20 protein-coding genes and 2 pseudogenes are annotated in these 26,223 nt (G+C 62.3%); 4 read left to right on the forward strand and 18 right to left on the reverse strand.

The features are described 5' to 3' along the window. Positions 1-76: 76 nt before the first annotated feature. From OCX61_RS12605 to OCX61_RS12615, 3 genes are all read right to left on the reverse strand, one after another. Complete coding sequence (locus OCX61_RS12605; RefSeq protein ID WP_261944106.1) at positions 77-2,077, reverse strand: peptidase U32 family protein; 2,001 nt, start codon at positions 2,075-2,077, stop codon at positions 77-79. Positions 2,078-2,276: 199 nt separating this feature from the next. Further along, entirely contained in the window at positions 2,277-4,370 is a 2,094-nt protein-coding gene (locus OCX61_RS12610) for a TonB-dependent receptor family protein (RefSeq protein WP_261944107.1), read from the reverse strand. Between the two features lie 175 nt (positions 4,371-4,545). After that, the gene (locus OCX61_RS12615) at positions 4,546-4,905 is read right to left on the reverse strand and encodes a RidA family protein (RefSeq protein WP_261944108.1); all 360 of its coding nucleotides are present in this window, start codon (positions 4,903-4,905) and stop codon (positions 4,546-4,548) included. A 140-nt stretch (positions 4,906-5,045) separates the two neighbouring features. On the opposite strand from OCX61_RS12615, the gene OCX61_RS12620 reads away from it, so the two are divergent. Next, positions 5,046-5,741: a tRNA (adenine(22)-N(1))-methyltransferase gene (locus OCX61_RS12620; protein WP_261944109.1), complete on the forward strand. Its 696-nt coding sequence runs from the start codon at positions 5,046-5,048 to the stop codon at positions 5,739-5,741. A 1-nt stretch (position 5,742) separates the two neighbouring features. Here the strand turns inward: OCX61_RS12620 and OCX61_RS12625 are convergent, their stop codons facing one another. Next, positions 5,743-6,003, reverse strand: coding sequence for a DUF2790 domain-containing protein (locus tag OCX61_RS12625; protein ID WP_261944110.1), 261 nt, complete (start codon positions 6,001-6,003; stop codon positions 5,743-5,745). 125 nt (positions 6,004-6,128) lie between these two features. Here OCX61_RS12625 and OCX61_RS12630 point away from each other — a divergent pair, with 125 nt between their 5' ends. Beyond that, a complete protein-coding gene (locus OCX61_RS12630) occupies positions 6,129-7,061 on the forward strand; it encodes a LysR family transcriptional regulator (protein ID WP_261944111.1) in 933 nt (310 codons plus the stop codon). A 258-nt stretch (positions 7,062-7,319) separates the two neighbouring features. Here OCX61_RS12630 and OCX61_RS12635 read toward each other — a convergent pair whose 3' ends face one another. The 3 genes from OCX61_RS12635 to OCX61_RS12645 all read right to left on the reverse strand — a co-directional run bounded on the left by OCX61_RS12635 (position 7,320) and on the right by OCX61_RS12645 (position 10,000). Further along, on the reverse strand, positions 7,320-7,871 hold the full coding sequence (locus tag OCX61_RS12635) for a YbhB/YbcL family Raf kinase inhibitor-like protein (protein ID WP_261944112.1): 552 nt from the start codon (positions 7,869-7,871) through the stop codon (positions 7,320-7,322). Between the two features lie 48 nt (positions 7,872-7,919). Then, positions 7,920-8,225 (reverse strand): hypothetical protein, encoded by a 306-nt coding sequence (locus tag OCX61_RS12640; RefSeq protein WP_261944113.1) that lies wholly within the window; start codon positions 8,223-8,225, stop codon positions 7,920-7,922. Positions 8,226-8,701: 476 nt separating this feature from the next. After that, positions 8,702-10,000, reverse strand: a complete 1,299-nt coding sequence (locus tag OCX61_RS12645; RefSeq protein ID WP_261944114.1) for an MFS transporter — start codon at positions 9,998-10,000, stop codon at positions 8,702-8,704. Between the two features lie 531 nt (positions 10,001-10,531). Between OCX61_RS12645 and OCX61_RS12650 the strand changes: the two genes are divergently transcribed. Next, a complete protein-coding gene (locus tag OCX61_RS12650) occupies positions 10,532-11,407 on the forward strand; it encodes an AEC family transporter (RefSeq protein ID WP_261944115.1) in 876 nt (291 codons plus the stop codon). Between the two features lie 55 nt (positions 11,408-11,462). Here the strand turns inward: OCX61_RS12650 and OCX61_RS12655 are convergent, their stop codons facing one another. From OCX61_RS12655 to uvrA, 5 genes are all read right to left on the reverse strand, one after another. After that, positions 11,463-12,095 (reverse strand): SEN1982 family lipoprotein, encoded by a 633-nt coding sequence (locus OCX61_RS12655; protein ID WP_261944116.1) that lies wholly within the window; start codon positions 12,093-12,095, stop codon positions 11,463-11,465. A gap of 113 nt (positions 12,096-12,208) precedes the next feature. Then, complete coding sequence (locus tag OCX61_RS12660; RefSeq protein ID WP_261944117.1) at positions 12,209-13,351, reverse strand: HlyD family secretion protein; 1,143 nt, start codon at positions 13,349-13,351, stop codon at positions 12,209-12,211. Beyond that, the gene (locus OCX61_RS12665) at positions 13,348-14,997 is read right to left on the reverse strand and encodes an MFS transporter (RefSeq protein ID WP_261944118.1); all 1,650 of its coding nucleotides are present in this window, start codon (positions 14,995-14,997) and stop codon (positions 13,348-13,350) included. Before OCX61_RS12665 ends, OCX61_RS12660 begins: the two co-directional genes overlap by 4 nt. A 325-nt stretch (positions 14,998-15,322) precedes the next feature. Then, positions 15,323-17,077, reverse strand: a complete 1,755-nt coding sequence (locus tag OCX61_RS12670) for an L-lactate permease (protein WP_261944119.1) — start codon at positions 17,075-17,077, stop codon at positions 15,323-15,325. Between the two features lie 389 nt (positions 17,078-17,466). Further along, on the reverse strand, positions 17,467-19,995 hold the full coding sequence (uvrA, locus tag OCX61_RS12675) for an excinuclease ABC subunit UvrA (protein WP_261944120.1): 2,529 nt from the start codon (positions 19,993-19,995) through the stop codon (positions 17,467-17,469). Between the two features lie 129 nt (positions 19,996-20,124). On the opposite strand from uvrA, the gene OCX61_RS12680 reads away from it, so the two are divergent. Continuing rightward, positions 20,125-20,415, forward strand: coding sequence for a hypothetical protein (locus OCX61_RS12680; protein WP_261944121.1), 291 nt, complete (start codon positions 20,125-20,127; stop codon positions 20,413-20,415). A gap of 97 nt (positions 20,416-20,512) precedes the next feature. On the opposite strand, the gene OCX61_RS12685 is transcribed toward OCX61_RS12680, so the two are convergent. From OCX61_RS12685 to OCX61_RS12705, 6 genes and pseudogenes are all read right to left on the reverse strand, one after another. After that, positions 20,513-20,638: a hypothetical protein gene (locus OCX61_RS12685; RefSeq protein WP_261944122.1), complete on the reverse strand. Its 126-nt coding sequence runs from the start codon at positions 20,636-20,638 to the stop codon at positions 20,513-20,515. 11 nt (positions 20,639-20,649) lie between these two features. Continuing rightward, the gene (locus OCX61_RS12690; protein ID WP_261944123.1) at positions 20,650-21,528 is read right to left on the reverse strand and encodes a T6SS immunity protein Tli4 family protein; all 879 of its coding nucleotides are present in this window, start codon (positions 21,526-21,528) and stop codon (positions 20,650-20,652) included. Between the two features lie 227 nt (positions 21,529-21,755). After that, positions 21,756-22,946 (reverse strand): annotated as a pseudogene (locus OCX61_RS12695) (type VI secretion system Vgr family protein); the annotation flags it as partial. Positions 22,947-23,072: 126 nt separating this feature from the next. Then, on the reverse strand, positions 23,073-23,267 hold the full coding sequence (locus OCX61_RS27350; protein ID WP_410011107.1) for a T6SS immunity protein Tli4 family protein: 195 nt from the start codon (positions 23,265-23,267) through the stop codon (positions 23,073-23,075). A gap of 992 nt (positions 23,268-24,259) precedes the next feature. Further along, a pseudogene (locus tag OCX61_RS12700) lies at positions 24,260-24,928 on the reverse strand (type VI secretion system Vgr family protein); the annotation flags it as partial. Between the two features lie 176 nt (positions 24,929-25,104). Then, complete coding sequence (locus tag OCX61_RS12705; protein ID WP_261944124.1) at positions 25,105-25,992, reverse strand: T6SS immunity protein Tli4 family protein; 888 nt, start codon at positions 25,990-25,992, stop codon at positions 25,105-25,107. Positions 25,993-26,223: the final 231 nt, after the last annotated feature.

Below are 26,223 nucleotides of genomic sequence, written 5' to 3' on the forward strand. Positions count from 1 at the left end.
GTATGTGCTGCCTTACTGGCCGGCGCAGTGCCTGTGGGAGCGGGCTTGCCCGCGAATGGCCGTTACAGGCTGACGATCAATGAGGCCCGCGTGGAATGGTCTTGAGCAGGTCTTCCGGGCTGATGTGGCCAACCACCTGAGCCACCGCGCTACCTGGCGTCGGCAGGTCGATGATGTGGTTCTTCATCTTGCCGATCACATGCATCTCGCACGGCTTGCAGTCGAACTTCAGGGTCAACACTTCATCGCCCTGGATCAGCTGCATCGGCGCCACCTTGGTGCGCACGCCGGTCACGCCCTTGGCCTGCTTGGGGCACAGGTTGAACGAGAAGCGCAGGCAGTGCTTGGTGATCATCACCGGCACTTCGCCGTGTTCCTCGTGGGCCTCGTACGCCGCGTCGATCAGCTGCACGCCATGGCGGTGGTAGAAGTCGCGGGCCTTCTGGTTGTAGACGTTGGCCAGGAACGACAGGTGCGACTCCGGGTACACCGGTGGTGGCGTGGTCTCGGCCTTGCGCCCGCCGCGTGGGTGCGCCTGCACACGGGCCGCGGTCAGCGCCTCGATGGCTTCACGGCGCAGGGCCTTGAGCTGCGAGTTTGGGATGAAGAACGCCTGCGGTGCATCCAGTTCGATGCGGTTGGCGTGGTACATCGTGGTGCCCAGCTGGCCGAGCAGGTCGTGCAACTGGTCCAATGCCTGCTGTGGCTTGTTGGCCGCGCCGAACGGGCCGTCCAGGGCCACCTGCACGCTGACGCCTTCCTCACTGCTGACGGTCAGCATCAGGCGCTGCTCGCGCAGCACCGCATGCCACTCCACGCCAACCCGGCGCTCGGCCGAGGTGCGCAGCAGGGCCTGCTGCCAGTTGTGGTCGAGGTTGCGCGACAGCGGGTGGTTGGGCCGCAGCTTGTGCAGGCCTTCTGGCATTTCGTTGGGTTCGACGCGGTAGCGGTAGCGCTTCTGGCCGTCTTCCTCGAACTCGCCACGTGGCTCGGCGATGTTGGCGCGGAAACCCACCACCTCACGCTTGACCAGCACGTTGAGGCCGTCGCCGTTGGTCAGCGGCACCTCGGTGACCACCTGCAGGTCACGCTTGCCGACTTTCTCTACCACGCCGACCGCAAGGCCAGTGAAGGTCGGCGAGTCGAAGGCGCCGATGTCGACCTTGCGGTCGGTGACGAAGTAGTCGGTGCTGCCGCGGTGGAAGGTCTTGTCCGGGTCGGGCAGGAAGAAGTGCTCGGTACGGCCGCTGGAGGCGCGAGCCAGTTCCGGGCGGCCTTCGAGGATGGCGTCGAGTTCCTTGCGGTAGTGGGCGGTGATGTTCTTCACGTAGCCCATGTCCTTGTAGCGCCCCTCGATCTTGAACGAGCGCACGCCGGCATCGACCAGGTCAGCCAGGTTGGCGGTCTGGTTGTTGTCCTTCATCGACAGCAGGTGTTTCTCGAACGCCACCACGCGGCCCTGGTCATCCTTCAAGGTGTACGGCAGGCGGCAGGCCTGGGAGCAGTCGCCGCGGTTGGCGCTGCGCCCGGTCTGGGCGTGGGAGATGTTGCACTGGCCCGAGAAAGCCACGCACAGCGCACCGTGGATGAAGAACTCGATGGCAGCATCGGTTTCGCTGGCGATGGCGCGGATCTGCTGCAGGTTCAGCTCGCGGGCCAGCACCAGCTGGGAGAAACCGGCCTGGTCGAGGAACTTGGCCCGCTCCAGGGTGCGGATGTCGGTCTGGGTGCTGGCGTGCAGTTCGATCGGCGGGATGTCCAGCTCCATCACCCCCAGGTCCTGCACGATCAGCGCGTCGACACCGGCATCATAGAGCTGGTGGATCAGCTTGCGCGCCGGTTCCAGCTCGTTGTCGTGGAGGATGGTGTTGATGGTGGTGAACACGCGTGCATGGTAGCGATGGGCGAACTCGACCAGTTCGGCGATATCGCTGACTTCGTTGCAGGCGTTGTGGCGCGCGCCGAAGCTCGGGCCGCCGATGTAGATGGCATCAGCGCCGTGCAGGATCGCCTCGCGGGCGATGGCCACGTCACGGGCAGGGCTGAGCAGTTCCAGGTGATTCTTTGGAAGGGACATGTCGTTATAGGTTCGGGCTGTCACGGTTTAGGGCGGCATTGTAGCGGTGAATTGGGCTGGTGGCATCTTTGAGTGCCCAGAGGTGTGCTGGCTGTACCGGCCCTTTCGCGGGCAAGCCCGCTCCCACAGGATTTCCTCAGGCCGTGGGCCTGTGCGGTACCTGTGGGAGCGGGCTTGCCCGCGAAGGGCTGCAAAGCGGTCAGAACTGGTATTCCAGCCCCGCACCGGCATACCAGGATTGGCCTGGCGCCGCCTCGTAATAGCGGCCATTGCCATCGCCGACAATCACCGACCCTACATACTGGCGGTCGAGCAGGTTGTCCAGGCGCACCAGCTGGTGGAACGTCCAGGGCCCAACCTGCTGCTGGAACTGCGTGCGCCAGTTGAACACCGCATAACCCGGCGCCGCATGCTGGTCATTGGTGTCCTCGACATACACCTTGCTCCGGTACTGCCCCTCCAGCCCCATGCTGATACCGTCACGCGGCTTCCACACCAGCTCGCCGAACAGGCTGCTGCGTGGCACGCCCGGCAACTGGTTGCCCTTGTCGATGGTGTTGCTGCCCTGGGTAAAGGCCTCGTCATACGTGGCATCGAGCAGGGTATAGGCGAGGTTTGCCTGCCAGTGCTCATTCAGCTCACGCTGCAGGCTCAGCTCGAAGCCACGACGCAGGGTCTTGCCGGCGTTGCGGTAGCTGGTGCGGCCGTCGGTCGAGGCAGCGACCACGATCTCGTCTTTGGTACGGATCTCGAACACCGCCGCGTTGATCCGCGTGCGTTCATCCGGGCGCATTTTCAGGCCCAGCTCGTACTGGGTGCTGGTGGCCGGTTCAAGACCGAAGTTGAAGCCTTCCAGTGCCCCGGGGGCGTAGGCCATCTCGGCCTGGGTCGGCGTCTCGAAGGCCTTGCCAGTGCTGATGTAACCATGCAGGTCGGGGGTGAAGGCATACATGACCGACAGGGTCGGCGTGGTGCGCTGGTACTTCTTGGAGCCGCTGGCATCGCCGTTGGCCAGGAAGCGGTCATCCACTTCCATCTCCATGCTGCTGTGGCGCAGGCCGGCATCCACGGTCCAGCGGTCCAGTTCCCAGTGCGCCTGCACATAGGGATCGAAACTGGTGGCGGTGTCCTTTTCATCGCGGCGCAGCTCGCCTTTCACGCCCAGGGTGTCGCCGCTGAAGTTCTGGAAACCACGGCGGTCGTCGCGGCTGCGGTCATAGTCGGCACCGAAGGTCAGGGTCAGGTTGCCGGGGGCGGCGCTGACCGGCTGGACCCAGCGCAGGGTGCCACCGTGGAATTCACGGTCGAAGTCGACCACGCCGCCGCCACGGTTGTTCGCGGGCGTGCCCTTGGGGATCGACAGGTACTGGATGACGCTGCGCTTGCCGCCATACAGGTTGAACTGCAGGGTCGCCTCGCCGAAGTAGCGTTCGTAGTTCATGCCCACCTGCTGGTGGTGGATGCTTTTGCGCGTGTTGTACTCCTCGGCGCGCGCCGCCACCGAGCGCGGGTCGTGCTGGTAGGCATCCCAGGTCTGGCCGAGCGGGTCTTGCGTGCCGTTCTGCTCCAGGGTGCTGACGATCAGCGCCAGGCGGCTGTCTTCGTCCGGCTTGAGGTGCACCTTGGCGAAGGTCTGGTCGCGGCGCGCGGCGCTGTGGTCGCGGTAGCCGTCGGTGTCCATGCGCGAGGCATCGACCAGGAAACCGGCCTGCTCGCTGCCGCCCTCGCTGTAGACGTGGTTCTTGTTGAAGCCATCGCTGCCGAAGGTGGTTTGGACACCGACCTTCGGTGGCCCCGAACCGTCGCGGGAGAACATCTGGATCACGCCGCCGGCATTGCTGCCGTAGAGGGCGGACGCCGGGCCGCGCAACACCTCGATGCGGTCAGCCACGTCCAGGTTCAGCGAGGCCGCCTGGCCCTGGCCATCCGGGGTGCTGGCCGGGATGCCATCGCTGAGCAGCTTGATACCGCGGATGCCGAAGGCCGAACGGGCGCCATAGCCACGCGAGGAAATCTGCAGGTCCTGGGCGTAGTTCTGGCGGTTCTGCACCACCAGGCCGGGTACCCGGTTGAGTGCTTCCGACAGGTTGACGCCCAGTTGACCATCGGTGATCTGCTGGCGGTCGACGGTGTCAATGGAGTAGGGCAGGTCGAAGCTTGGGTTGGGTGTGTAGGTGCCAGTGACCACCACCGGTTCCAGCAGGTTGAAGGTGGTGGGTTCGGCCTGGGCCAGCGGGCACAGGCCGGGCAGCAAGGCGAACAGGGCCTTGCGATGAAACGGAGGGAATTGCATGCAGCGTCCTGCGTTGAAGGTTGGAACCGCTGGGGCCGCGTTGCAGCCCATCGCAGGCAAGCCAGTTGCCACAGGTACAGCGCCGCTCTCGAGCTTTGCACGGTACCTGTGGGAGCTGGCTTGCCTGCGATGGGCTGCAAAGCAGCCCCAGGGCCCAACCACAGATCCAATCGGGTTAGCGTTTTGCAGCCATCGCAGTGACTTCCACGCGCATCTCAGGGAAGGCCAGCGCCGCAACGCCAACGGCGGCACGCACGGGCCACGGCTTGCTGAAGAAGCGCTGGTAGACCTCGTTGAACGCGGCGCGGTCGGCCATGTCGGTGAGGTAGATGGTCAGGTGCATGACCCGGTCCATGCCGCTGCCAGCTTTCTCCAGCGCGTCCTTCAGGGCCTGCAGGGTGCTCTCGCTCTGCTGGGTGATGTCGGCGTCGAGATCGGCCGGAATCTGGGTAGTCACCAGGATGCCGTTGTATTCGGCGACGTCGGAGGAAATCGACTCGACGTCGGAGTCCGGTGTGTAGATGAGCTCTGCCATGGGTGTTTGCCTTGCAACGGAAGGAAACAGGCAAGCCTACGCGAGCAGGGCGCAAGGGTCGAGCCGTTGGGCTCGTTCGCATTGAAATGCCGCGCCCTGGCGGTCAGAATCGCCGCCGATTGTTAACCAAGGGGCTGGCGTTGAACGAACAGACACTATCGATGCGCCTGGAGCGTGTGGCGGCGCACGTGCCACAGGGCGCACGCCTGGCCGATATCGGCTCGGACCACGGCTACCTGCCGGTGGCACTGGCACTGCGCGGCGTGATCGAAGCCGGGGTGGCCGGGGAAGTGGCGCAGACGCCCTATGCCTCAGCCCAGCGCAACGTGCGCCGCAATGGCCTGACGGAGACCGTGACCGTGCGCCTGGCCGACGGCCTGGAGGCCATCGAGCCCGAAGACCGCATCACGGCTATCAGCCTGTGCGGCATGGGGGGCAAGACCATGTGCGAGATTCTCGAGCGCGGCAAGGCACGCCTGAACGGCAACGAGCGCCTGATCCTGCAGCCCAATGGCGACGAGCGTGAACTGCGCGGTTGGCTGATGGACAACGGCTACCGGATCGTCAGCGAAGAGCTGCTGCGGGAAAACCGTTTCGACTACGAGATCATTGTGGCCGAACCCGCCGAGGCGGTGGCCTACAGTGCCGAAGAGCTGTATTTCGGCCCTTTGCTGATGCGTGAGAAAAGCCCGGCGTTTCAGACCAAGTGGCAGCGCATGCTGCGTCAGAAACAGCAGAGCCTGGCCAACTTCGAGCGTGCCCGCGATGCCATCCCGCAGGAAAAACTGCGTGACTTCGCTCGGCAGATTGGCTGGATCAACGCGGTCCTGGGTTGAATCACTGCTGCGAGCAGTTGCCCATTTCGCGGTAGTCGATTTCGCGTTTCTGGCCTTGGTGGTCGACATACACCATGTGCGCGGTACCGATCTGGCAGTCGGCGGCGTTGCTGGGCGGGGTGATCGAGATGACCTTGGCCACATCCAGTGGCATCCCGTACTCATAGTTGCTGTTGGCCGGCTGGCTGGCGGGTGCATCGGCCAAGGCAGCGAACGAGGCAAGGGCGGCAGAGAGGGCGACAAAAGCAATCGAACGTTTCATGGCAGGCTCCTTTTTCAATGTTTTACCAATGATGTATTCATTGGTGATCCTCAATAAATGGGCTAAGTCGTGATAGATTCCTGCCTGGAACGTACGAATAAGACAGATCAAGGAGCCCAGCCCTCATGGACATGCTGCACGCCATGCGTACCTTTGCCCGGGTGGTGGAGTGCGGCAGCTTTGCTGCAGCCGCCAATGCCCTCGACATTTCTGCCGCGCAGGTGTCGCGGATCGTTGCGGAGCTTGAGAACCAGCTGCAGACCCGCCTGCTGCACCGCACCACCCGACGCTTGCGGATGAGCGAGGCGGGCGAGCGTTTTCTGGAGCGGGCGCGGCAGATCATGGCGCTGACCGACGAGGCCATGGACGAAGCGCGCGGTGCGCACCTCACTCCGCGTGGCCGCCTGCGCCTGCATTGCCCGCATGGCCTGGGCATGTTGCTGATGCCGCTGGTGGCCGGCTATAACGCCCTGTGCCCGGAAGTGGCCATCGAGCTGACGCTGTCCCAGCGCAACCCCGACCCGCTGGCCGAGGGGCATGATGTGGTGATCACCGTGGATGAGGCGTTGCCCGATTCGCAGCTGATTGCCGTGCCGTTGGGCACCATCTTCAGCATCCCCTGTGCGGCGCCCAGCTACCTTGAGGCCCATGGCGTGCCCGAGCGGCCGGAAGACTTGCACGAGCACCGTTGCCTGCGCATGTCCTATCCCATGCATGAAGGCGATTGGGTGTTTCCACAGGGGGTCGACCACTGCGTGATCGCGCCGCGCGACAGCTTCCTGACCAACGTCGCCGATGCCATGCTGGTGGCCAGTGAACTGGGTATGGGCATTGGCCTGCTGCCGTTCTACACCGCCAGCCAGGCCATCGAGCAGGGGCGTTTGCGGCGCTTGCTGGCGCCGTACCGGTTACGAGAGAGCGCGCTGTATGCGATCTACCCGTCGCGGCATTATCTGGATGCCAAGGTGCGGACCTGGATCGACTACCTCAAGGAACAGCTACCGGGGTTGTTTGCCAGTCATGAACGGCTCGTCGATGACGCGCGTTACTGGCGATAAGCGGTGTTGGTTTGTGGGAGCCGCGCTTGCCGGCGATGGGCCGCGAAGCGGCCCCAACATTCTTGCGTTTGACATGGGTCGATAGCGATCACTTATATACCGGGGCCGCTTCGCGGCCCATCGCCGGCAAGCGCGGCTCCCACATCGCGCCAGCTTTTGCAATCAAGCGAGACAGTTGCTCAATGTCTGTAATCTGGCGCGATCCCTGTGGGAGCGGGCTTGCCCCGCGAAGAGGCCGGTCAATTCAGCATCAGAGTTTCAGTGGCCGTAGCGGCCGACCAGGCTCTGCGCCCCGAGTGCATGCTCTTTCAGCAATTCCATCAAGCCGCCGCGATCCAGCTCTTCCGGCAAAGTGCCAAGCGGCAGGTCAGTGGCAATAAGCGTTAGCGCATAATGGTGCGGTTTATCCCCGGCCGGTGGGCAAGGCCCGCGATAGGTCATGGTCCCGTGCGAATTGCGCCCGACGATCAGTGCCTTGCTGGTCTGCCAGCCCGCACCTTCCTCCAGCGCGCCGAGCGCCGGGTCGATGTCGTAGGCGAGCCAGTGCACCACGCCCAGGCCCTTGGCGCCGTCTGGGTCGAACATCACCAAGGCCAGCGACTGCGTGCCGTCGGGCAGGTTCTTCCAGCTCAATTGCGGCGTGCGCGCCTCACCGGCACCGCAGGCCGGGTCGGGTCCGACCTGCTGCAGGCCGATGACACCGCCATCGGTGAACGACGACGAACTGATCGACAGTGCGGCGGAATCACCGCCAGCCCCCACTGCAGTGCAGGGCAGCAAGGCGGTGAGCAGCCAGGGTTTGAGGTTCATGGCGATGCCTCGGCAGGGCGTTTCGCCGCAGTGTAGACCAGCGGCCGGTCAGCGGCTGTCCTGGTCTTCTGCGGTGCCGCCGCTGGCGCCAGCGCCTGAACCCGTGGCCTCGCCGGTGCTGTTGGAGCCGCCAGCAGCACCGTCGGCGGCGTCAGAGTTGCTGCCGGTGTCGCTGCTGTCGTTGTCCTTGGCGCTGCCCGGGCTGTTGACGCTGCTGCCTTCACCCGCGGTCTTGCCGCCGTGCTGGTCGGTTTTGGGTTTGCTGTCGGTATTGGTGGCATCGCTGGCCGCGTAACTGCTGGTAGCGGCGATACCCAAGGCGAGGGCGAGCAACAGCGAGTGAATGCGGATCATGGCACGTCTCCTGGAGGCTGATCTGTCATTCGTTTGGCTGGCGCAGCGTGGAGGGGTGCCGTAGGGCCGACGGGCGGTAAAGAGAGGTTCATGCCTGCCGTAAGGTAGTTGGCGCCTGTGAGATCGAGCGCCGCCCGCGCGGCGCATCGCGAGCTGCGCTCGCTCCTACGTTTGTTTCGGGCCAGTAACGCCTGTGACAGGCGCGCGCGACCGCCTTGTTGGTACGACGCGATACCGAGTCAGGCGCCAAGGCGTTCGCGCGCAAATCCCCCAGGAATAATTGGCCCGAAACAAACGTAGGAGCGAGCGCAGCTCGCGATGCGCCGCGCGGGCGGCGCTCGATTTACGCACCCCCTCAACCTCCAAGACAAGCACTTGGTGGCTCTCACCAAGCTGCCGTAAGGCCATTCCACAGCCACTCTTTTCCAACATTCCGTGACAACCAAAGAAAAGGGCCGCTGGAGCGGCCCTTTCATTTACTTGGCTTCTGGCTGCGCTGTCGGCGCAGCGGCGTCCACCGGTTCCAGCGGCGGGTGCTCCTGCGCCGCATGCATCAGGTCCTCGGTCACCCGCAGTTCCGCGCCGGTCGGCGAGAAGGTGGTCGACGCCGTGAACGGTGCCGGATGCTCCGCTGCCGGGCGCTTGCCGCGACGCCAGAGGAAGAACCACACCATGCCTAGGTTGACCACGGCAAAGGCCCAGAACAGCCCCACTTCACCAAATTCGCTCATGGCCGGCGAAATCGCCAACGGCGCCATGGCCGAGCCCAGCGAGTTGATCAACAGCAGGCCCTGGATCATCGGCACCAGGGCGTCGGATGGCGCCCGGTCGGCAGCATGGCTGACCGCTACCGGGTACAGCGCGAACACGCCGCCACCGAGCAGGAACAGCGTGGCCGGCAGCAGGGCCGAATCCGATGGCAGGAACACCGTGACCAGCGACAGCACCATGCACAGCGCAGCCAGGGCGATCAGCACATCCTGGCGGTCCTTGCGGTCGGACCAGCGCCCCACCGGGTACTGCAGCAGCATGGCGCCGAGGATCACCCAGGCCATCATGTTGCCAACTTCACCGACATCCAGGCCGATGCGCTGCAGGTACAGCGGCAGCAGGGCGTAGATGCCAGCAATCACCACACCGGAGCCGAAGCAGCCGACCAGCCCCGACGGCGCCACGCCCAGCAGTTGGCGTGGCTTGAGCGGCTCGACCTGGTCGAGCAACGGCGACACCCGCGGCAGGATCACGATGGGCAATACCGACAGCGCGGCGAGCATGCCGGCAAGCATGAACGGGGCGCTGTCGCCCAGGTGGGTGATTTCGCCAAGGCCGGCCTGGGCGATCACGCCTGCGCCATAGAAGGCAATCATGTACAGCGCCAGCAGGCGCCCACGGATCTTCGCGTCACCGGCCAGCAGCAGCCAGCTTTCGATCACCAGGAACACGCCGACTGCGGCCCAGCCATTGATCAGGCGCAGCACCGACCACCAGGTGGCGTCGTAGAACAGCCCCTGCAGCAGAATGGTCGCGGCGATCAGCGAGGCGAAGCTGGTGTAGGCACGGATATGGCCGATGCGCAGGATCAGCCGGTCGTTGAAGATGGCGCCGAGGGTCAGGCCGATGAAGTAGGTCGACGAGACGATACCGATGGTCGTTGCCGATTCGCCGGCAGCGTCCAGGCGCAGGGTGGTAAGGGAAGACATGAAGCCGTTGCCCAGGGCAATGATGAACAGCCCGAGCAGGGGCGCCAGCGCCATGGCCAGCAAACGCGCAGACATAGGTACCTCAAGTTGGAGTGGCGATTCAAGGAGCGCCTCTTCGAACGCGCACGCCAAACGGCCCCCTAGAGGGCCGATATAAGTGCACGGGTGTGCCTGGGCTGGATGCGACCTGGGCAAGACTCAACCGCTGGACCCTGGAAGAGCTGGGCCGGGCGGGGTGGGTTGAGCCTATTTCACATGGGCGCCATGTGTTCAGGCCTGGACTCTGTCGTTGCTGCCGGTTGCCACCGTTTCAAGGCGACGGGCGAAAAGGAAGCGCGATTCTACGGGTTGTGATCGATTTGCCCAAGAGGTCAAGGCCTGCGACGAGACGACGCAGGGCGGCATGCGACAGCTTTGTGCCTGGACCCGACATCGCCGGGGCTGCGTTGCAGCCCTTTCGCGGGTAAACCCGCTGCCACAGGCAAGCTACTGGTCTCAGGCATTGTGTAGTATCCGTGGGAGCGGGTTTACCCGCGAAGAGGCCAGTGCAGGCAGCTACTGAAACAGCCGATAATGCCGCCACCCTCAGCAAGGAAGACCCGCCCTATGCTCGCTTCGCTGTTCGCCGTCCTCGCCCCCGTCTTCATCGTCGCCGGCATCGGCTACGCCTGGGCCCGCAAGGGCCTCGATTACCCCACTGAATTCATCGCCCGCATGGTCATGACCGTCGGCACACCGTCGCTGGTGCTGTCGACCCTGAGCCGCACCGAACTGGATGCCACGGCGTTCAGCAGCATGGCCCTGGCTTGCCTGCTGTGCGCCGTGGGCATGGCCGTGGCCGGGCTGCTGGTGTGCCGCATCTCGGGTCAGCACTGGCGGGTATTGTTGCCGGCATTCATGTTCCCCAACACCGGCAACATGGGCCTGCCGATCAGCCTGTATGCCTTCGGCGAGCATGGCCTGGCCCTGGCCGTGGCGTTCTTCCTGACCCTGTCGATCGTGCAGTTCACCCTGGGCATGGCCATCTCCGGTACGGTTGCCTCGTTCAAGGCATTGCTGCGCAACCCCATCGTCATCAGCCTGGCCGGTGCCATGCCGATCATCTTCCTCGACTTCGAATTGCCGCGCTGGCTGGCCAATACCGCCGACCTGCTGGGTGGCATGACGATCCCGCTGATGCTGCTGACCCTGGGCGTGTCGCTGGCCAGCATTCGCCCGCAGCATATCGGCGGCGGCCTGCTGCTCGGCGGCGCGCGCATCGTGCTGGGGGCGGCGGTCGGTTGGGCGGTGGGCGCTGCGCTGGGCATGCAAGCGATGGAGCGGGCGGTGCTGATGGTGCAGTCGGCGATGCCGGTGGCGGTGTTCAATTACCTGATGGCGGTCAGGGCCAACCGGCAGCCGGAGCAGGTGGCCAACCTGGTGATGTGTTCGACCGTGCTGTCGTTCGTCTGGCTGCCGGTGGTACTGGCCTGGTGGATGTGAACCTGCACCGGCCGTTTCGCGGTTTCGCCCGCGAAAGGGCCGCTACAGGGCAATATTATTTGTCGAACAGGCGCTCGTGCACCCAACCCTGGTTGGTCAGCACCATCACCCGCTTCTCCCTGGCCGGCGTGTCATTGGTCGCCACGGCTTTGCCCAGGTCACGGATATTGGCCCTGACTTGGTCATTGGCCGCCCAATCCGGCAAGCCGGTGACTTTGTAGGCATAGGTCACATCGGCAACGGTGCGCCCCATCATCTGTCCCGGTTCGCTGAACTGCTCGATCGCCGTCACCTCGGCCTTGCCGAAACACAGCCCGCCGCGGGTCTGGCCGTTGAGCAGCTTCTGGGCATCGGCCTTGTAGTACTTGCGACCCTCATCGGTAAGGTCGTAGGCGTAGTAGATGTCGGTGCGCGCCGGTTGCCACAGGCGCTCCGGCACCTCGACGCGGGAGATTTCCTTCTCGCTGACGATGCCGACCCTGGCCAGCGCATGCAGCGCCTTGTTGGTGCCGGTGACGTCGAAGTCCTGGGTCTTGGCAGGGAAGTCGGCGACCACGAAACAGTGCGGGTACTGCGTGTCGAGGTAGGCCTGGGCCGCCTTGTGGAAATTGGCCTCGCTGGCGTCCTTGGTGTCCGAGCAGCCTGCCAGGGTGGCCAGCAACGCCAGCGGTACGATCTTCCTGTACATGATGAAACGTCCTTGGATTGCGAAGTTAAGCCGGAGGGCGGCATTAAAACCCACGGGCTAGAGCGGCGCAATCGTGGCAGTACGGCATCTGGACAGGGTTCACAAAGCGCCAGTCAATGGTGCCCTTGCGGCTCCCGGGTATCGATGCTCACCACCACCGACATCCCCGGGCGCAAGCGCGCCGCTGCGGGCTGATCGGGGTCGACGGTGATGCGCACCGGAATGCGCTGGGCGATCTTGACGAAGTTGCCGGTGGCATTGTCGGCCTGCAGCAAGGCGAACTCCGAGCCGGTGGCCGGCGAAATCTGCTGCACATGGCCATACAGTTTGAGGTGGTTCAAGGCATCGACGGTGAAGGTCGCCGGCTGGCCGATGCGCACGTCGGCCATCTGGGTTTCCTTCATGTTGGCGATCACCCACAGGGTATCGGGCACCAGCGCCATCAGCTGTGCACCGGAATTGACGTACGCGCCCAGGCGCGTGCCGATCTGCCCCAGCTGGCCGTCACGCGGGGCGGTGACGCGGGTGTTGTCGAGGTCGATGCGGGCCAGTTCGACGGCGGCCTTGGCGTTCTGTACCGAGGCCTCCAGCGAGGCGCGGTTGACGATGACCGTCTCACGGTCCTGGCGGGCGATTTCCAGCGCGGCCTTGGCCTGGGCCAGGCTGGCGACGGCAGCGGCCTCGCTGGCGCGGGCCAGGTCGAGCGAGCTGCGCGACACCGAACCATCGCTGACCAGCGCCTGGTTGCGGCTGAGGTCGGCCTTGGCTTTGGTCGCCTGGGCCGAGGCATCGCCGATGGCTGCCTGGCGTTGGGCAATGGTGGCCTCGGCGCTGTTGCGCTGCTGCAGGTTGTTGGCCAGCGCCGCCTGCTGCTGTTGCAGCTGGGCGATGGCCTGGGCCAGGCGCTGCTTGTAGATGCGGTCGTCCAGCTGCACCAGCAGGTCGCCGGCCTTGACGAACTGGAAGTCATGCACCGGCACGTCGACGACATAGCCACTGAGCTGCGGGCCGATGATCGTCACCTGGCCGCGCACCAGGGCGTTTTCGGTGCTTTCGATGGTGCTGCTGAACGGCGGCAGGTTCCAGGCGTAGAGCACCAGCAGGATGCCGGCCAGGGCCACGCAGGCAAAGCTGATCGAAGACAGGATGCGCACCCGCCGCGTGCGCACCGGGCTGGTCGGTTCGCTGGGTGGCGTGCTGCCTTCCGGGGTTTCGGCAATGGCGGTGGTGGTTGTGCTGCGGGTTTCTTCGGTCATCGGCTGGCAGTACCGCTGGTGGAGTCGGATGAAGCAGCCTGGCGGGCGACATACCACAGCCAGGAGCCGCGAATGGTAATCCAGATCATGGTCAGCACGGCGATGCTGCCGATCAGCACGAACACATCGTTGTAGGCCATCACGTTGGCCTCGCGGGTGGCGGCGCTGGCCAGCACGCGCAGGCCCGCCTCGCTGCGCAATGCCGGGTCGGCGAGAAGCCCGGCGTAACCGGCGCCGCCACTTTGCACACGGGCATTGACCAGCGGTTCGAGGTAGCTGAGGCGGTCCATCAGGTGGCTGGAATGGAATTTCTCGCGCCAGGTCTGGAAGGTGCCCAGCAGCGCCGCGCCGATCAGCCCGCCGAGGTTGTTGCAGATGCCGAACAGCACCGAGAAGCTCACCAGGTTGCGCGGGTTGGCGCGCACGTGGCTGATGCCCAGGGCCATCGACGGGCCGAGGAAGAAGGTGCTGCCGAAGGCCAGCAGGAACTGGCTGAGGTACATCTGCGCGGGGCGCGTGAGGTTGCTCGAACTGCTGTCCATGAACGCCCCGGTGGCCATCGCCAGCAGCGAGATGAACAGCGGGATCACCAGGTGCTTGGGGTCGATGGTCAGCGCACTGCTGGCCAGGCCTGCCACGGCGCCGAGCAGCATGATCCAGTACAGCGAGCGCATCTGCTCGCTGCCCATGTTCAACACTTGCAGAAAGCCCACCGCGCCGGTGGATTGTTCCGAGGTGACCATGCGGATCAGTATCACGCACAGGCCCAGGCGGATGATCGCGCCACTGCCCAGCCAGCGTGTCATCAGCAGCGGGTTCTGGCGGTTGTGCTCGATGGCCAGGCCGGTGAGTATCAAGGCAATGGAACAGGCCAGGGCGATGCCGATCCAGGGGGCCTCCAGCCACCAGTCGATGCGCCCAAGCGACAGTGCGGCGCAGAGCAGGGCGACGCCGCTGGCCATCAGGGTAAAGGTGAGAAAGTCCAGCGGCTCGAAGGTCTTGAAGCGGTCACCAGGGGGCAGCTTGAGCAGCAGCACGCAGCCCAGTGCGGCCAGCGCCAGGCCCAGTTCGAACAGGTACAGGCCGCGCCATTCGGCGATCTGCAGCAGGTCTTCGGAGAATATCCGCGCCAGCGGCAGGGCCAGTTGCGAAGCGCCAAGGCCCAGCACCATGGCTTTGAGCCGCCAACGTTCGGGGAATGCTTGGATCATGTAGTACAGGCCCAGCGAGCTGAGCGCCGCGCCGACCATGCCGTGGGCGGCGCGCACGGCGATGGCCGAGTTGAGGTCGTTGACCAGCAGGTGGGCGAAGGTGACCAGGGCATACAGCACCAGGAACACTTCGGTGAAGGCGCGCAGGCCGAACTGCTGGCGGAACTTGACCAGCAGCAGGTTGATCGACACGTTGGTCATCACATAGGCCGCCGGCAGCCAGGCCATCTCGGCGCTGGTCGCGCCCAGCGCGCCCTGCAGGAACACCAGGTTGGCGGTGACCAGTGCGTTACCCAGGCCACCGGTTATCGCCACCAGCAGGCCGACCACGCCATACGCCAGGCGCTTGGCCGGCGTATGCAGGGGCGTGGAAGGGGAGCCGGGGAGGCTGGGCTTCTCGTGCGGGAGCCACTGGCGCGGGGTGTATTTGTCCATGGGGCTGACTGTACTTGAGGGGGGATGGGTGTGGGAACAGGTGTTCGCCTTGAGATTTATTGCGCCTGGGAGATCGAGCGCCGCCCGCGCGGCGCATCGCGAGCTGCGCTCGCTCCTACGTTTGTTTCTGGCCAGTAACGCCTGTGACAGGCGCGCGCGACCGCCTTGTTGGTCCGACGCGGTATCGCGTCATGCGCCAAGGCGTTCGCGCGCAAATCCCCGAGAAATAATTGGCCCGAAACAAACGTAGGAGCGAGCGCAGCTCGCGATGCGCCGCGCGGGCGGCGCTCGATCTCCCAGGCGCTGACAAACTCAAGACCTACCCCTAATGGCCCACCACCATCGCAGTGAAGGGCGCTACATAGGCCTGCAAGGTCACCAGCCCACCCACCAGCACCGCCAACACGATCGAATGGAAGAACACATAACGCAGGATCTCACCCTCGTGCCCATACCAGCGGGTCGCGGTAGAGGCCACGACAATCGACTGCGCATCGACCATCTTGCCCATCACACCGCCCGAACTGTTGGCCGCCGCCATCAGCACCGGGCTCAGCCCCAGCTGCTCCGCCGTCACCCGCTGCAACCCGCCAAACAGCACGTTGGAAGCCGTGTCCGAGCCGGTCAGCGCCACGCCCAGCCAGCCGAGCAAGGTGCCAAACATCGGATAGAAGATACCCGTGGCGGCGAACGCCAGGCCCATGGTCGCGTCCAGCCCCGAGTAACGCGTGAGAAAGCCCAGCGCCAGCATCGCGACGATGGTGATCAGCGAGTAGCGCACCACCCACAGCGTACGCAGGTACTGCCGGCCCAGTTCCAGTGGCGAATAGCCCATCAGCAACCCGCCGAGGATTGCCGCCAGGAAGATGCCGCTGCCGGTGGCGGTGAACCAGGTGAACTTGTACTGGGCGTCCTCTTTCTTCGGCGCCGGGACAACGGGCGGTACTTTCTCGATCTGCTGGTGGATCGCGTCGAAGGTGAACACCGGGGCGAACACCGGGTTGCCTTCACGCAGCGGCTTGCCCTGCGGGTCGAGCATGGCCGCGCCGCTGGCCGGGTCCAGCGCCGGGCGGGTGTCGAACAGGTTCTTGAAGCCCGCCGTGCCCCAGGCGAACACGAACACGGTGAGGATGATCCACGGCAACCAGGCCTTGAACACGCTGCGCTGGTCACGCTGGGCGAAGGAGGCCGCGGCGCCCGCCTTGCCGTCGTCCTCGACTTTGGAGTCGTCCACCCGCCCGGTGAGCGCCGCCGAGGTGTGCACCGTGGCCGGCTTCCACACCCGCAGGAAGGCTGTCAGGCAGGCCATTGAGATCAGCGCGGCGATCACGTCCACCAGCATCGGCCCGTGGAAGTTCGACACCAAAAACTGCGGCACCGCGAAGGTGACCCCGGCCACCAGGATCGCAGGCCACACCTCGAGCATCTTGCGCCAGCCGGCAAAGGCCCAGATCAGCCAGAACGGCACGATCACCGAGAAGAACGGCAATTGCCGGCCGACCATGGCCGACAGCTCCATTTCATCCAGCCCGGTGACCTTGGCCAGGGTGATGATTGGCGTGCCTAGAGCGCCGAACGCCACCGGTGCGGTGTTGGCGATCAGCGCCAGCCCGGACGCCGCCAGCGGCGAGAAGCCCAGGCCGATCAGGATTGCACCGGTCACCGCCACCGGTGTACCGAAGCCCGCTGCGCCCTCGAAGAAGGCGCCGAAACAGAAGGCGATCAGCAGCAGTTGCAGGCGGCGGTCGTCGGTGATGCGGGCCAACGAGTCCTGCAGCACCTTGAACGAGCCGTTCTCGGTGGTCAGCCGGTGCAGGAAGATAATGTTCAGCACGATCCAGCCAATTGGCAGCAGGCCGTTGGCCGCGCCGTACAGCGCGGCGGAGCCTGCCATGTTGGCCGGCATGCCGAAGGCGAAGATCGAGATCAGCAGCGCCGAGCCCAGGGCCAGCAGGGCGGCGATGTGCGCTTTTATATGGAAGAAAGCCAGTGCTGCCAGCATCACCACCACCGGCACCGCGGCCATGAGCGTGGAGAGCAGGGGGCTTGCGAACGGGTCGTAGATTTGCTGCCAGACCATTTGCCACCTCGTTTGTTGTTCTGTGAGGTATCGCGTTTTTGGGCAGACGGCATGCAGGGATGCCAGGGGGAGTATAGGTAGGAATTCCTTTAGCTGTGCCGGCTACGGGGGCTGGAGGGGTTCGTCTTGGGTTTTTCAGCGCCTGGGAGATCGAGCGCCGCCCGCGCGGCGCATCGCGAGCTGCGCTCGCTCCTACGTTTGTTTCCGGCCAGTAACGCCTGTGCCAGGCGCGCGCGACCGCCTTGTTGGTACGACGAGATATCGCGCCATGCGCCAAGGCGTTCGCGCGAAAATCCCCCAGGAATAATTGGCCCGAAACAAACGTAGGAGCGAGCGCAGCTCGCGATGCGCCGCGCGGGCGGCGCTCGATCTCCCAGGCGCTGCAAATCTCAAGGCATACCCTTCAACGCCCGGGCGAGAAACGCGGCAGTGCGGCTGTCAGCACACCCAGCAACTACCTGCGGCGTGCCACTGACCACCACCCGGCCGCCGGCGTCTCCAGCCCCCGGCCCGATGTCGATCACCCAGTCACTCTGCGCCACCACGCGCATGTCATGCTCGACCACCACCACACTGTGCCCAGCCTCGACCAACCGGTTCAGTTGCACCAGCAAGCGGTCGATGTCCTGTGGATGCAGCCCGTTGGTAGGCTCGTCCAGCACATACAAGGTTGCGCCACGGGCCACGCGCTGCAGCTCGGTGGCCAGCTTGATCCGCTGCGCCTCGCCACCGGACAGCTCGGTAGCCGGCTGGCCCAGGCGCAGGTAGCCCAGGCCGATGTCCTGCAATACCTGCAGGCAACGCCGCGCCGCCGGCTGCTCGGCGAACACCGCCAGCGCCTGTTCGACTGTCAGCTGCAGCACCTGGGCGATGTTCATGCCCTGCCAGGTCACCGCCAGCGTCTGCGGGTTGTAGCGGGCACCATGGCAAGTCGGGCAGGGCGCATAGACGCTGGGCATGAACAGCAGTTCGACGCTGACGAAGCCTTCGCCCTCGCAGTTGTCGCAACGGCCCTTGGCCACGTTGAACGAGAACCGCCCGGCATCGAAACCGCTGGCCTTGGCCTGCTCGGTGGCGGCGAACAGTTTGCGCACATGGTCGAACAAGCCGGTGTAGGTCGCGAGGTTGGAACGCGGCGTACGGCCGATCGGCTTCTGGTCCACCTGCACCAGCCGCTTGATGCTGTCGAGCCCCGCGCTGACACGCCCGCTGCTGAGCTGTTCGGGTTCGTCCTCAAGGCTTTGCTCTTCAGGTTCGGCCTGTTGCTCGGCATGGCCGAGATGGGCACCGACCAGCTCCAGCAAGGCCTGGCTGACCAGGCTCGACTTGCCCGAACCGGAAATACCGGTGACCGAGGTGAAGCAACCCAGCGGAAAGCGCGCGCTGAGGTTGTCGAGGTTGTTGCGGGTGATGCCTTCCAGCGCCAACCAGTCGTGCGGCTGGCGTGGCGTGCGCAGGTTGCGCTGCTGCTCGGCAAACAGGTAGGCGGCAGTGCGCGACGCCTCGACCTGCGCAAGCCCGGCCGGCGGGCCGCTGTAGAGAACCTGCCCGCCATGCTCGCCGGCAGCGGGGCCGACGTCCACCAGCCAGTCGGCGCGGCGCATGGTGTCCAGGTCGTGCTCTACCACATACACCGAGTTGCCGGCCTGCTTGAGCCGCTGCAAGGCATCGAACAGCGCTTCGCTGTCGGCCGGGTGCAAGCCCGCCGAGGGTTCGTCGAGCACGTAGATCACCCCGAACAGCTGCGAATTGAGCTGGGTGGCCAGGCGCAGCCGTTGCAGTTCGCCAAACGACAGCGTCGGCGTGCTGCGTTCCAGCGCCAGGTAGCCCAGGCCCAGGTCGATCAGGGTGTCGATGCGCTCCAGCAGTTCATTGGCGATGCGTTGCGCGGCCAGGCGCTTTTCCAGGGGCAGGTTGTCATCGTGCTGCTCCAGGTAGCCTGGCGCCGCGACCTGGCGGAACACCTCGGCCAGCGCCTGTAATGGCAGCCGCGACAGCTCGCCGATGTCGCGCCCGGCAAAGGTCACGTCCAGCGCTGCACGCTTGAGCCGCTTGCCCTGGCACGACGGGCACGGGCTGGGGCGCATGTACTGCGACACGCGCTTGCGCATCTGCGCGCTCTGCGAGTGCATGAAGGTATGCAGCACGTAGCGCCGGGCACCGCTGAAAGTGCCCTGGTAACTCGGTTCCAGTTTGCGCTTGAGCGCGGCGCGGGTCTGCGCCGGGGTCAGGCCGGCATACACCGGCACGGTGGGCGTCTCTTCGGTGTAGAGGATCCAGTCGCGCTGTTCCTGGGGCAGGTCACGCCACGGGATGTCGACGTCATAGCCCAAGGTCACGAGGATGTCGCGCAGGTTCTGCCCCTGCCAGGCCATCGGCCAGGCCGCCACGGCGCGTTCACGGATGGTCAGCGACGGGTCGGGGACCATGGTCGCCTCGGTCACCTCATAGACCCGCCCCAACCCATGGCACTGCGGGCAGGCACCTTGCGGGGTGTTGGGCGAGAAGTCCTCGGCGTACAGCATCGGTTGCCCGGCCGGGTAGCTGCCGGCGCGGGAGTAGAGCATGCGGATCGAACTGGACAAGGTGGTGACGCTGCCCACCGAAGAGCGCGCGCTGGGCGTGCCGCGTTGCTGCTGCAGCGCCACGGCCGGGGGCAGGCCTTCGATGGCATCGACGTCCGGCACGCCGACCTGGTCGATCAGGCGCCGGGCATAGGGCGCGACCGACTCGAAATAGCGGCGCTGGGCCTCGGCGTAGACGGTGGAGAAGGCCAGGGAGGACTTGCCCGAGCCTGACACACCGGTGAACACCACCAGCGCGTCGCGGGGGATGTCGACGTCGATGTTCTTCAGGTTGTGCTCGCGGGCGCCACGGACGCGGATGAAGCCAGTGGGGGCGGGGTTGCGGGGCGACATGGTGCATGTCCTTGGCGGTTGGGATATAGCTCAAGTTAACAGCATTTCCAATGGCAGGCGCGACCAGGCGGGGTTTGTGGCGGTGGGGCTTCTGGGTAGACTGTGCCTTTTCAAGGAGCACTGTCCCGCATGACGCCTTTTGTTACCCGCTTGTCGCGCTACCTCGGTTCTACCTCCCTCGCCATCGCCGTAGTCGGTGTGCTGTTCTCACTGTTTGTCGCCGTCGATTCAGGCGGCTATGTGCCTTTTCTGGGCAGCGATGCAGTCATGTGGGGCCTGACATTCTTCTGGCTGACCAACGTGATCACCCTCGTGATGAATACCGTCGTTTGGCTCTGCGGGCGCCGGCCTGCCTGGCTCAGCTGGACCATTGCGGTGCAATCGCTGGTGGCGATCGGCTTGCTGTTCGTGGAGGGGTGAGCGCTACAGGCGCTTCAAGCTGCTCGTCAAGCGATCCCGGAACTGTAAGGCCTGCTCTTCACCCTCTGCCTGATCGACCCGCGCCAGCGGTGCAAAGCTAGGCGTCGGTGCGCAGCTCGAAGCCGGTGCCGCGCAGGGCCTGCAGCTGGTCGGCACCCAACGGGGTGGTCACCTGCAGCAGGCGGCCGCTTTGTGAGAGCGGGGTGCCGAAGGTCAGGTCCATGACAACGTAGGTTATAGTCGTTTGATGCTGTTTACCAAGGTGTCCCAGAACTTCATGGCAACCTCGTCATTGTTGAAAGTCTCGCCCTCATCCAGAGTGCTTAGTTCGAGAATTGTATAGGGCTCCCTGCTCGATTTTGGTGTGCCTGGATACTCTATGCGGAATGAATAAAAGTTTCGGTCGTTAGTCTGGGTTTTCAGCAGAAGTTCTTCAAATGTTAGGCCTGCAACTGTTCTTTTTGTTTTTCTCAAAAGTTTGGTGTTCGTAAGAACTTTTTGGAGCATTGGGGTTACAATGCCTGCAGTACGCTGCTCGTAACGTTCGATCAATCCAGGTTCTGGTTTTCGTATTACCTGTGTATCGAAAATGACATGGATCCCTGGTATTGTGGAAATGGGTAGGCCTATTGAAACTTGCTCAGGATATTTATTGGAAGGAAGAGTCAGATAGCCCGCATCAACAGCGAAAGTTCCTTCGGGAGGATTCGATTCTGGGTGGCGGTAATGAATCATCGAATTTAGGTCTTTCGCAAGTCCTACGGCTCTATCGAAAGCGTCTATTGAAATGGATTCCACAGTTTGGCGATAAAGCGTATTGCTGGAGGTTAAGTAATATATATCAAAATCATAATTTGTTGATTTGGATACTACAATAACGCCGCCGCCTTCTAGCGGGATTTTCTGATCAAATTCTTTGTATCCAGCTTTGTGGAGCTTATTTATTTCGGCAATGGACTCGTCAACTTTTATGTTGATGTCTCGCTTGCCATTTTTGCTTATGAACTGCAAGTCTTTCTGGACTATTTTATAAGACGTCCATATGCCTGATCCATCTGTAGGCGCCGAGATGGAGTAGCGGCCAAAATAAAAAGTATTTGATTGAGTATTCATGTCTAGCGCTCCGCTTTCGGCAGTGGAGGAGAAAAGTATTGCGAAAACGCTAAATAGTATTAGAGTGCGCGTAAAGGCTTGGTAAATATTAAATTTCAACATGGGCGGAGAGTCTCACTATGCTATATAGCGTGGAGTATAGCGTCCGTCCATCCGGATCGTTATAGGCATTCTGGTGCTCGTAGCCAGTAGTTTGGTTGTAGGCGCCAGTTTTATAAACATTTAGGCTGGCTCGGGCTGCTATTGTCGCTGCCGTAGGTGACGTCGGTATCGGCGTTGAGCTGGGTCAGGCTGTCGAGGCCAGCTTGCAGGGCGTCGGCGTTGTGCTGCTTGGCGGTGTCGGAGAGGGTCTTGAGACGCTGCTCGCTGTTTTGCAGTTGCTGCTGGGCTTCGCTGACGTCGAGCTGGGCGCCCTGGGCGTTGCTGCGCTTCCAGGTGCTCAGGTACAGGCCCTGCTGGGCGCGCAGGGCGCCGTAGGCGTCGGTGCGCAGTTCGAAGCCGGTGCCGCGCAGGGCGCCACGGTTGTTGCCGCGCTGGTCGATCAGGTAGCCGAGGTTGAGCTGGGTGTGGCCGTGGCTGCTGTGCAGCTGGGTGCGCACCTGGCCGGTGGAGTCGTCCATCACCCACTGGTTGAAGCCGCCGCCGCCGATTTCCTTGCTCTTGTAGCCGCTCATCAAACCGCTGGAATGCCAGGCCGGTTTGTGGCCGCCGTACACCTGGCCCATGATCAGCGGGCGGTCGATGTCGTTGTCGAGGAAGGTGACCACCACTTCTTCACCAGCGCGTGGCACGTGCACGCTGCCCCAGTCCGGGCCGCTGCTTGGTTGCAGCATGCGCAGCCAGCACGACGACAGCTCGCCGTCTTGGCTGAGGCGGTCCCAGTGGAAACGCACGCAGACGCGGTTGAGGCTGTCGGTGAACAGTTCATGGCCGTTGGGCGAGACCACCACGGCGGTCTGCGGGCCGGGCGAGGTGGGCTTGGTGTGTTCGAACGGGCTGCGGTACGGCGCGCTGTGCAGCTGGCCTTCGAAGTGGCTGATGAAGAAGCCATAAGAAAGCTCGCTCAGGGCCGAGCCGAGCAGACCATCGTCGGGCGCCGGGCGCACGGTCTTGAACAGCGGAGCCAGGCTGCCAGGCGTTTCGCGGCGCTGCTGGGCCATGGGCAGGTTGCTTTCGGCGAAGAACTGCACTTCGATCAGCAGGAACTGCCGGGCCTCGGCGGCCTTGCGCTCGTACAGCGGGTGCTGGGTCAGTTCGAACCAGCGGCCGGCCTGCAACTGGCGCACGCCGCCTTGGCCGTGCACGCGGCGGGCCTGGGACTCGTGCTGTTCGATCTGCACGCGGCTGAGCCAGTCGCCGCGCTCCTGTTTCTGCCAGTTGTACTGGCCCTGGTATTCGTAACGTTCCAGGGCCGCCAAGGTGGAGGGGACTTGTAAGTTCAGCATCAGGCTATTATAAATAGAGTCACTTCTGAGATAGATATTGTGCTGCGATGTGTGAAAGTTAATGGTGAGTGGATTGTTTTTCGTATTATTTAGATTAATTCAGATTCGACTCAAGCTAGCAACTAGCTTGTCCCAAAAGGCTATGGCCTCCTCATCATCTTCAAATCCAGGGCCGCTATCCACAGTGCTTAATTCTAGAACTGTGTATGGCTCCATGCTTGAGTTAGGGCTTCCAGGGAACTCTAGGCGGAAAGCATACACGTCTTTTCCCTCAGTGCTTGTCTTGACTAACAACTCTTCAAATATGATGCCTGCGATATATTTTTTCCCTTTCTAAGGACTGTTGAGCGAGTTAGTATATCGCGCAAAAGTGGCAGCGCTCCTGCTGAGCGCTCTTCAAATCTTGACAAGAGACCTGGCTCCGGTTTGCCTATAAGCTGTGTGTCAAATGTTAAGTGGATTCCAGGAAGTGATGATACGGGCAAGCCAATTGATACTTTTTCATCGAACTTGTTGACTGGAAAATCTAAATAGCCAGCTTCAATAGCAAATGTATGGGCAGGCGGTTGCTCATCTGGATTGCGATAATGAATGGATGCGTTCAATTCTTTTGCGATTTTTACGGCGTCTGCATATTCCTCAAAAGGAATTGATTCTACCTTTTGCCGATATAGCGTATTCTTATTGGTTAGGTAGTAGATGTAAAAATTGTACTTTCGACCTTTCGAGACTACAATCAAACCTCCGCCCTCAAGCGGAAGTGTCTGGTCATAGGCGTCGGTATAGCCGGCCTTATGTTTTTTGTTGATTTCTGAAATGGTATTATTACTGTTTATCGTTAGGTCACGTTTACCGTTCTTGCTGATGAGTTCGATTTTTTCCTCGACAACGTCGTAGGAAGACCAGATTTCTGCGCCGTCAGTGGGCACTTCGAGCTTGTAGCGTCCGAAGTAGAAGATCTTGGTTTGACTTGGCATGCTCTCTGCTCCAATGCAAAATGTGAGTGTTGCAAGGATGGTAAGTGCCTTTAGGTATGATTTTATTAGTGTTGTGTTTTTTTTAGAGCTGAACATGCTGAGATACTCTAACAATGCTGTAGAGTGTCGCAAATAATGTGCGTTTTTTTGTATCGTTGTATGCATTTTGATGCTCGTACCCTGAAGAGTTGTTGTATGCCCCTTGCCTGCAGACGTCGGGGTTGAGAGTGCTATTATTGCCGTGAGCGAATGCTGCGCGGGTAGTTGTGAACGCTCTAGAGCTCGCCGCCGAACAAACAGGAACCTGACGTCGAGCTGGGCGCCCTGGGCGTTGCTGCGTTTCCAGGTGCTCAGGTACAGGCCTTGCTGGGCGCGCAGGGCGCCGTAGGCGTCGGTGCGCAGCTCGAAGCCGGTGCCGCGTAGGGCGCCACGGTTGTTGCCGCGCTGGTCGATCAGGTAGCCGAGGTTGAGCTGGGTGTGGCCGTGGCTGCTGTGCAGCTGGGTGCGCACCTGGCCGGTGGAGTCGTCCATCACCCACTGGTTGAAGCCGCCGCCGCCGATTTCCTTGCTCTTGTAGCCGCTCATCAAACCGCTGGAATGCCAGGCCGGTTTGTGGCCGCCGTACACCTGGCCCATGATCAGCGGGCGGTCGATGTCGTTGTCGAGGAAAGTGACCACTACCTCTTCACCAGCGCGTGGCACGTGCACGCTGCCCCAGTCCGGGCCGCTGCTTGGTTGCAGCATGCGCAGCCAGCACGACGACAGCTCGCCGTCTTGGCTGAGGCGGTCCCAGTGGAAACGCACGCAGACGCGGTTGAGGCTGTCGGTGAACAGTTCATGACCGTTGGGCGAGACTACCACGGCGGTCTGCGGGCCGGGCGAGGTGGGCTTGGTGTGTTCGAACGGGCTGCGGTACGGCGTGCTGTGCAGCTGGCCTTCGAAGTGGCTGATGAAGAAGCCATAAGAAGCTTCGCTCAGGGCCGGCCAGAGCAGCGAATTGTCAAGTGCCAGGCACCTGCGCTCGACGAAGCTAAAGCGCAAGCCACATCTGATAAGGCTCAGCGGGGGCTGCAGCCACTTGACACACAAAGGCGCGGTCAAGCAGGCGGCTGCAGGGCGAAATGTATAATTACTTCGCCAGTCGCGATCATCTATCACTCCGGAAGAGGTTTGAAGCTCTGTAATAATTCATCCCAAAATACCAACGCTTCCTCATTCGACTTAAAGTTGCTTCCATTTTTATGAGTGCCTAACTCAATTGCGATATAAGGGCGCGTATTGGACTCCAGTGTGCCATCGTATTCGAATTGGAAAGCATATAAGGTTTTACCCTCTATGACAGCGCTAACTGCCACTTCTTCCCCATCAATGCCACCAACAGTACGTTTGTTCTTGCGAAGGGTTTGTAAACGGCCATTGTTTGACAGCTCTCCTACTGCCGGATCATAGTCCTTTCGCTCAAATCGTTCGAGCAGGCTGGGCTCTTTCTCAATGATGCTCTTTGTAAGAAGGCTTACGTAGTTTCCTGAGTGCCCCTTGATTTGTGCGCCCATATATATTTCTTCGAAGAACTGATCATTTGGAAGCATAGAATAACCTGCTTCCAATGCGAACGCACCGTGCGGTGGCTCCGTATCAGGGTGTCTGAAATAAATGGCATTGCTTAGCTTTCGCATGTTCTCAACTGCTTCAGGTACTCCGTTAGGTGTAACACGTTTTATCATCATGTGATACAGCGTATTTTTACTGGTGAGCAAGTAGGCATTAAAGGTGTAAAGAGTGCTGAGGCGCGAAAGCAAAAGAACACTTCCGTTGTCGAGCTGAATTGTTTTTTCGTATTTGCTGCTTGTTCCGCGAGCCACTCCTTTATCTAGATCATCTATAAGTTGCTGAGTGAGGATAGGCAGTTGAGATTTTCCGTTTTTGCTTACCAGTTCAATTTTCTCATCAAAAATCTTGTAGTCAGCAGCGATTTCCGATCCTTGCGGAAGCGATAATTGGAAGCGGCCGAAGTAGTGCGTATTCCAGTTGTTGCTGGGCATGGCGGCCTCTCTTGATATATTGGTGGCTGCGAGAAGGGAGTATGATGCACATGTTAAAATTACAGCAAGTAAAAATCGGTTGGCTATCATCCTGGATCCCTTTCGCTATCGAAAGTCATATGCTCTTGGAGACTCTGTTGAAACCACCTCGGAACTCTAACTTACAACCCGGGGACTCCGCTTTCTTAGCTATTTCGCTTTGACAGAGCTTCGTCTCAACACTTTTCGCAC

The sequence above is a fragment of the Pseudomonas sp. LRP2-20 genome (assembly GCF_024349685.1).
Classification (GTDB): domain Bacteria; phylum Pseudomonadota; class Gammaproteobacteria; order Pseudomonadales; family Pseudomonadaceae; genus Aquipseudomonas.

Bases quoted from the DNA above. Each gene is read 5' to 3' on its own strand.
- uvrA (WP_261944120.1), bottom strand. From the start codon at position 19,995: ATGTCGCCCCGCAACCCCGCCCCCACTGGCTTCATCCGCGTCCGTGGC.
- OCX61_RS12705 (WP_261944124.1), bottom strand. From the start codon at position 25,992: ATGCCCAGCAACAACTGGAATACGCACTACTTCGGCCGCTTCCAATTA.
- OCX61_RS12660 (WP_261944117.1), bottom strand. From the start codon at position 13,351: ATGACCGAAGAAACCCGCAGCACAACCACCACCGCCATTGCCGAAACC.
- OCX61_RS12690 (WP_261944123.1), bottom strand. From the start codon at position 21,528: ATGAATACTCAATCAAATACTTTTTATTTTGGCCGCTACTCCATCTCG.
- OCX61_RS12650 (WP_261944115.1), top strand. From the start codon at position 10,532: ATGCTCGCTTCGCTGTTCGCCGTCCTCGCCCCCGTCTTCATCGTCGCC.
- OCX61_RS12645 (WP_261944114.1), bottom strand. From the start codon at position 10,000: ATGTCTGCGCGTTTGCTGGCCATGGCGCTGGCGCCCCTGCTCGGGCTG.
- OCX61_RS12630 (WP_261944111.1), top strand. From the start codon at position 6,129: ATGGACATGCTGCACGCCATGCGTACCTTTGCCCGGGTGGTGGAGTGC.
- OCX61_RS12665 (WP_261944118.1), bottom strand. From the start codon at position 14,997: ATGGACAAATACACCCCGCGCCAGTGGCTCCCGCACGAGAAGCCCAGC.
- OCX61_RS12670 (WP_261944119.1), bottom strand. From the start codon at position 17,077: ATGGTCTGGCAGCAAATCTACGACCCGTTCGCAAGCCCCCTGCTCTCC.
- OCX61_RS12685 (WP_261944122.1), bottom strand. From the start codon at position 20,638: ATGGACCTGACCTTCGGCACCCCGCTCTCACAAAGCGGCCGCCTGCTG.
- OCX61_RS12610 (WP_261944107.1), bottom strand. From the start codon at position 4,370: ATGCAATTCCCTCCGTTTCATCGCAAGGCCCTGTTCGCCTTGCTGCCC.
- OCX61_RS12655 (WP_261944116.1), bottom strand. From the start codon at position 12,095: ATGTACAGGAAGATCGTACCGCTGGCGTTGCTGGCCACCCTGGCAGGC.
- OCX61_RS12640 (WP_261944113.1), bottom strand. From the start codon at position 8,225: ATGATCCGCATTCACTCGCTGTTGCTCGCCCTCGCCTTGGGTATCGCC.
- OCX61_RS12625 (WP_261944110.1), bottom strand. From the start codon at position 6,003: ATGAAACGTTCGATTGCTTTTGTCGCCCTCTCTGCCGCCCTTGCCTCG.
- OCX61_RS12680 (WP_261944121.1), top strand. From the start codon at position 20,125: ATGACGCCTTTTGTTACCCGCTTGTCGCGCTACCTCGGTTCTACCTCC.
- OCX61_RS12635 (WP_261944112.1), bottom strand. From the start codon at position 7,871: ATGAACCTCAAACCCTGGCTGCTCACCGCCTTGCTGCCCTGCACTGCA.
- OCX61_RS12605 (WP_261944106.1), bottom strand. From the start codon at position 2,077: ATGTCCCTTCCAAAGAATCACCTGGAACTGCTCAGCCCTGCCCGTGAC.
- OCX61_RS12615 (WP_261944108.1), bottom strand. From the start codon at position 4,905: ATGGCAGAGCTCATCTACACACCGGACTCCGACGTCGAGTCGATTTCC.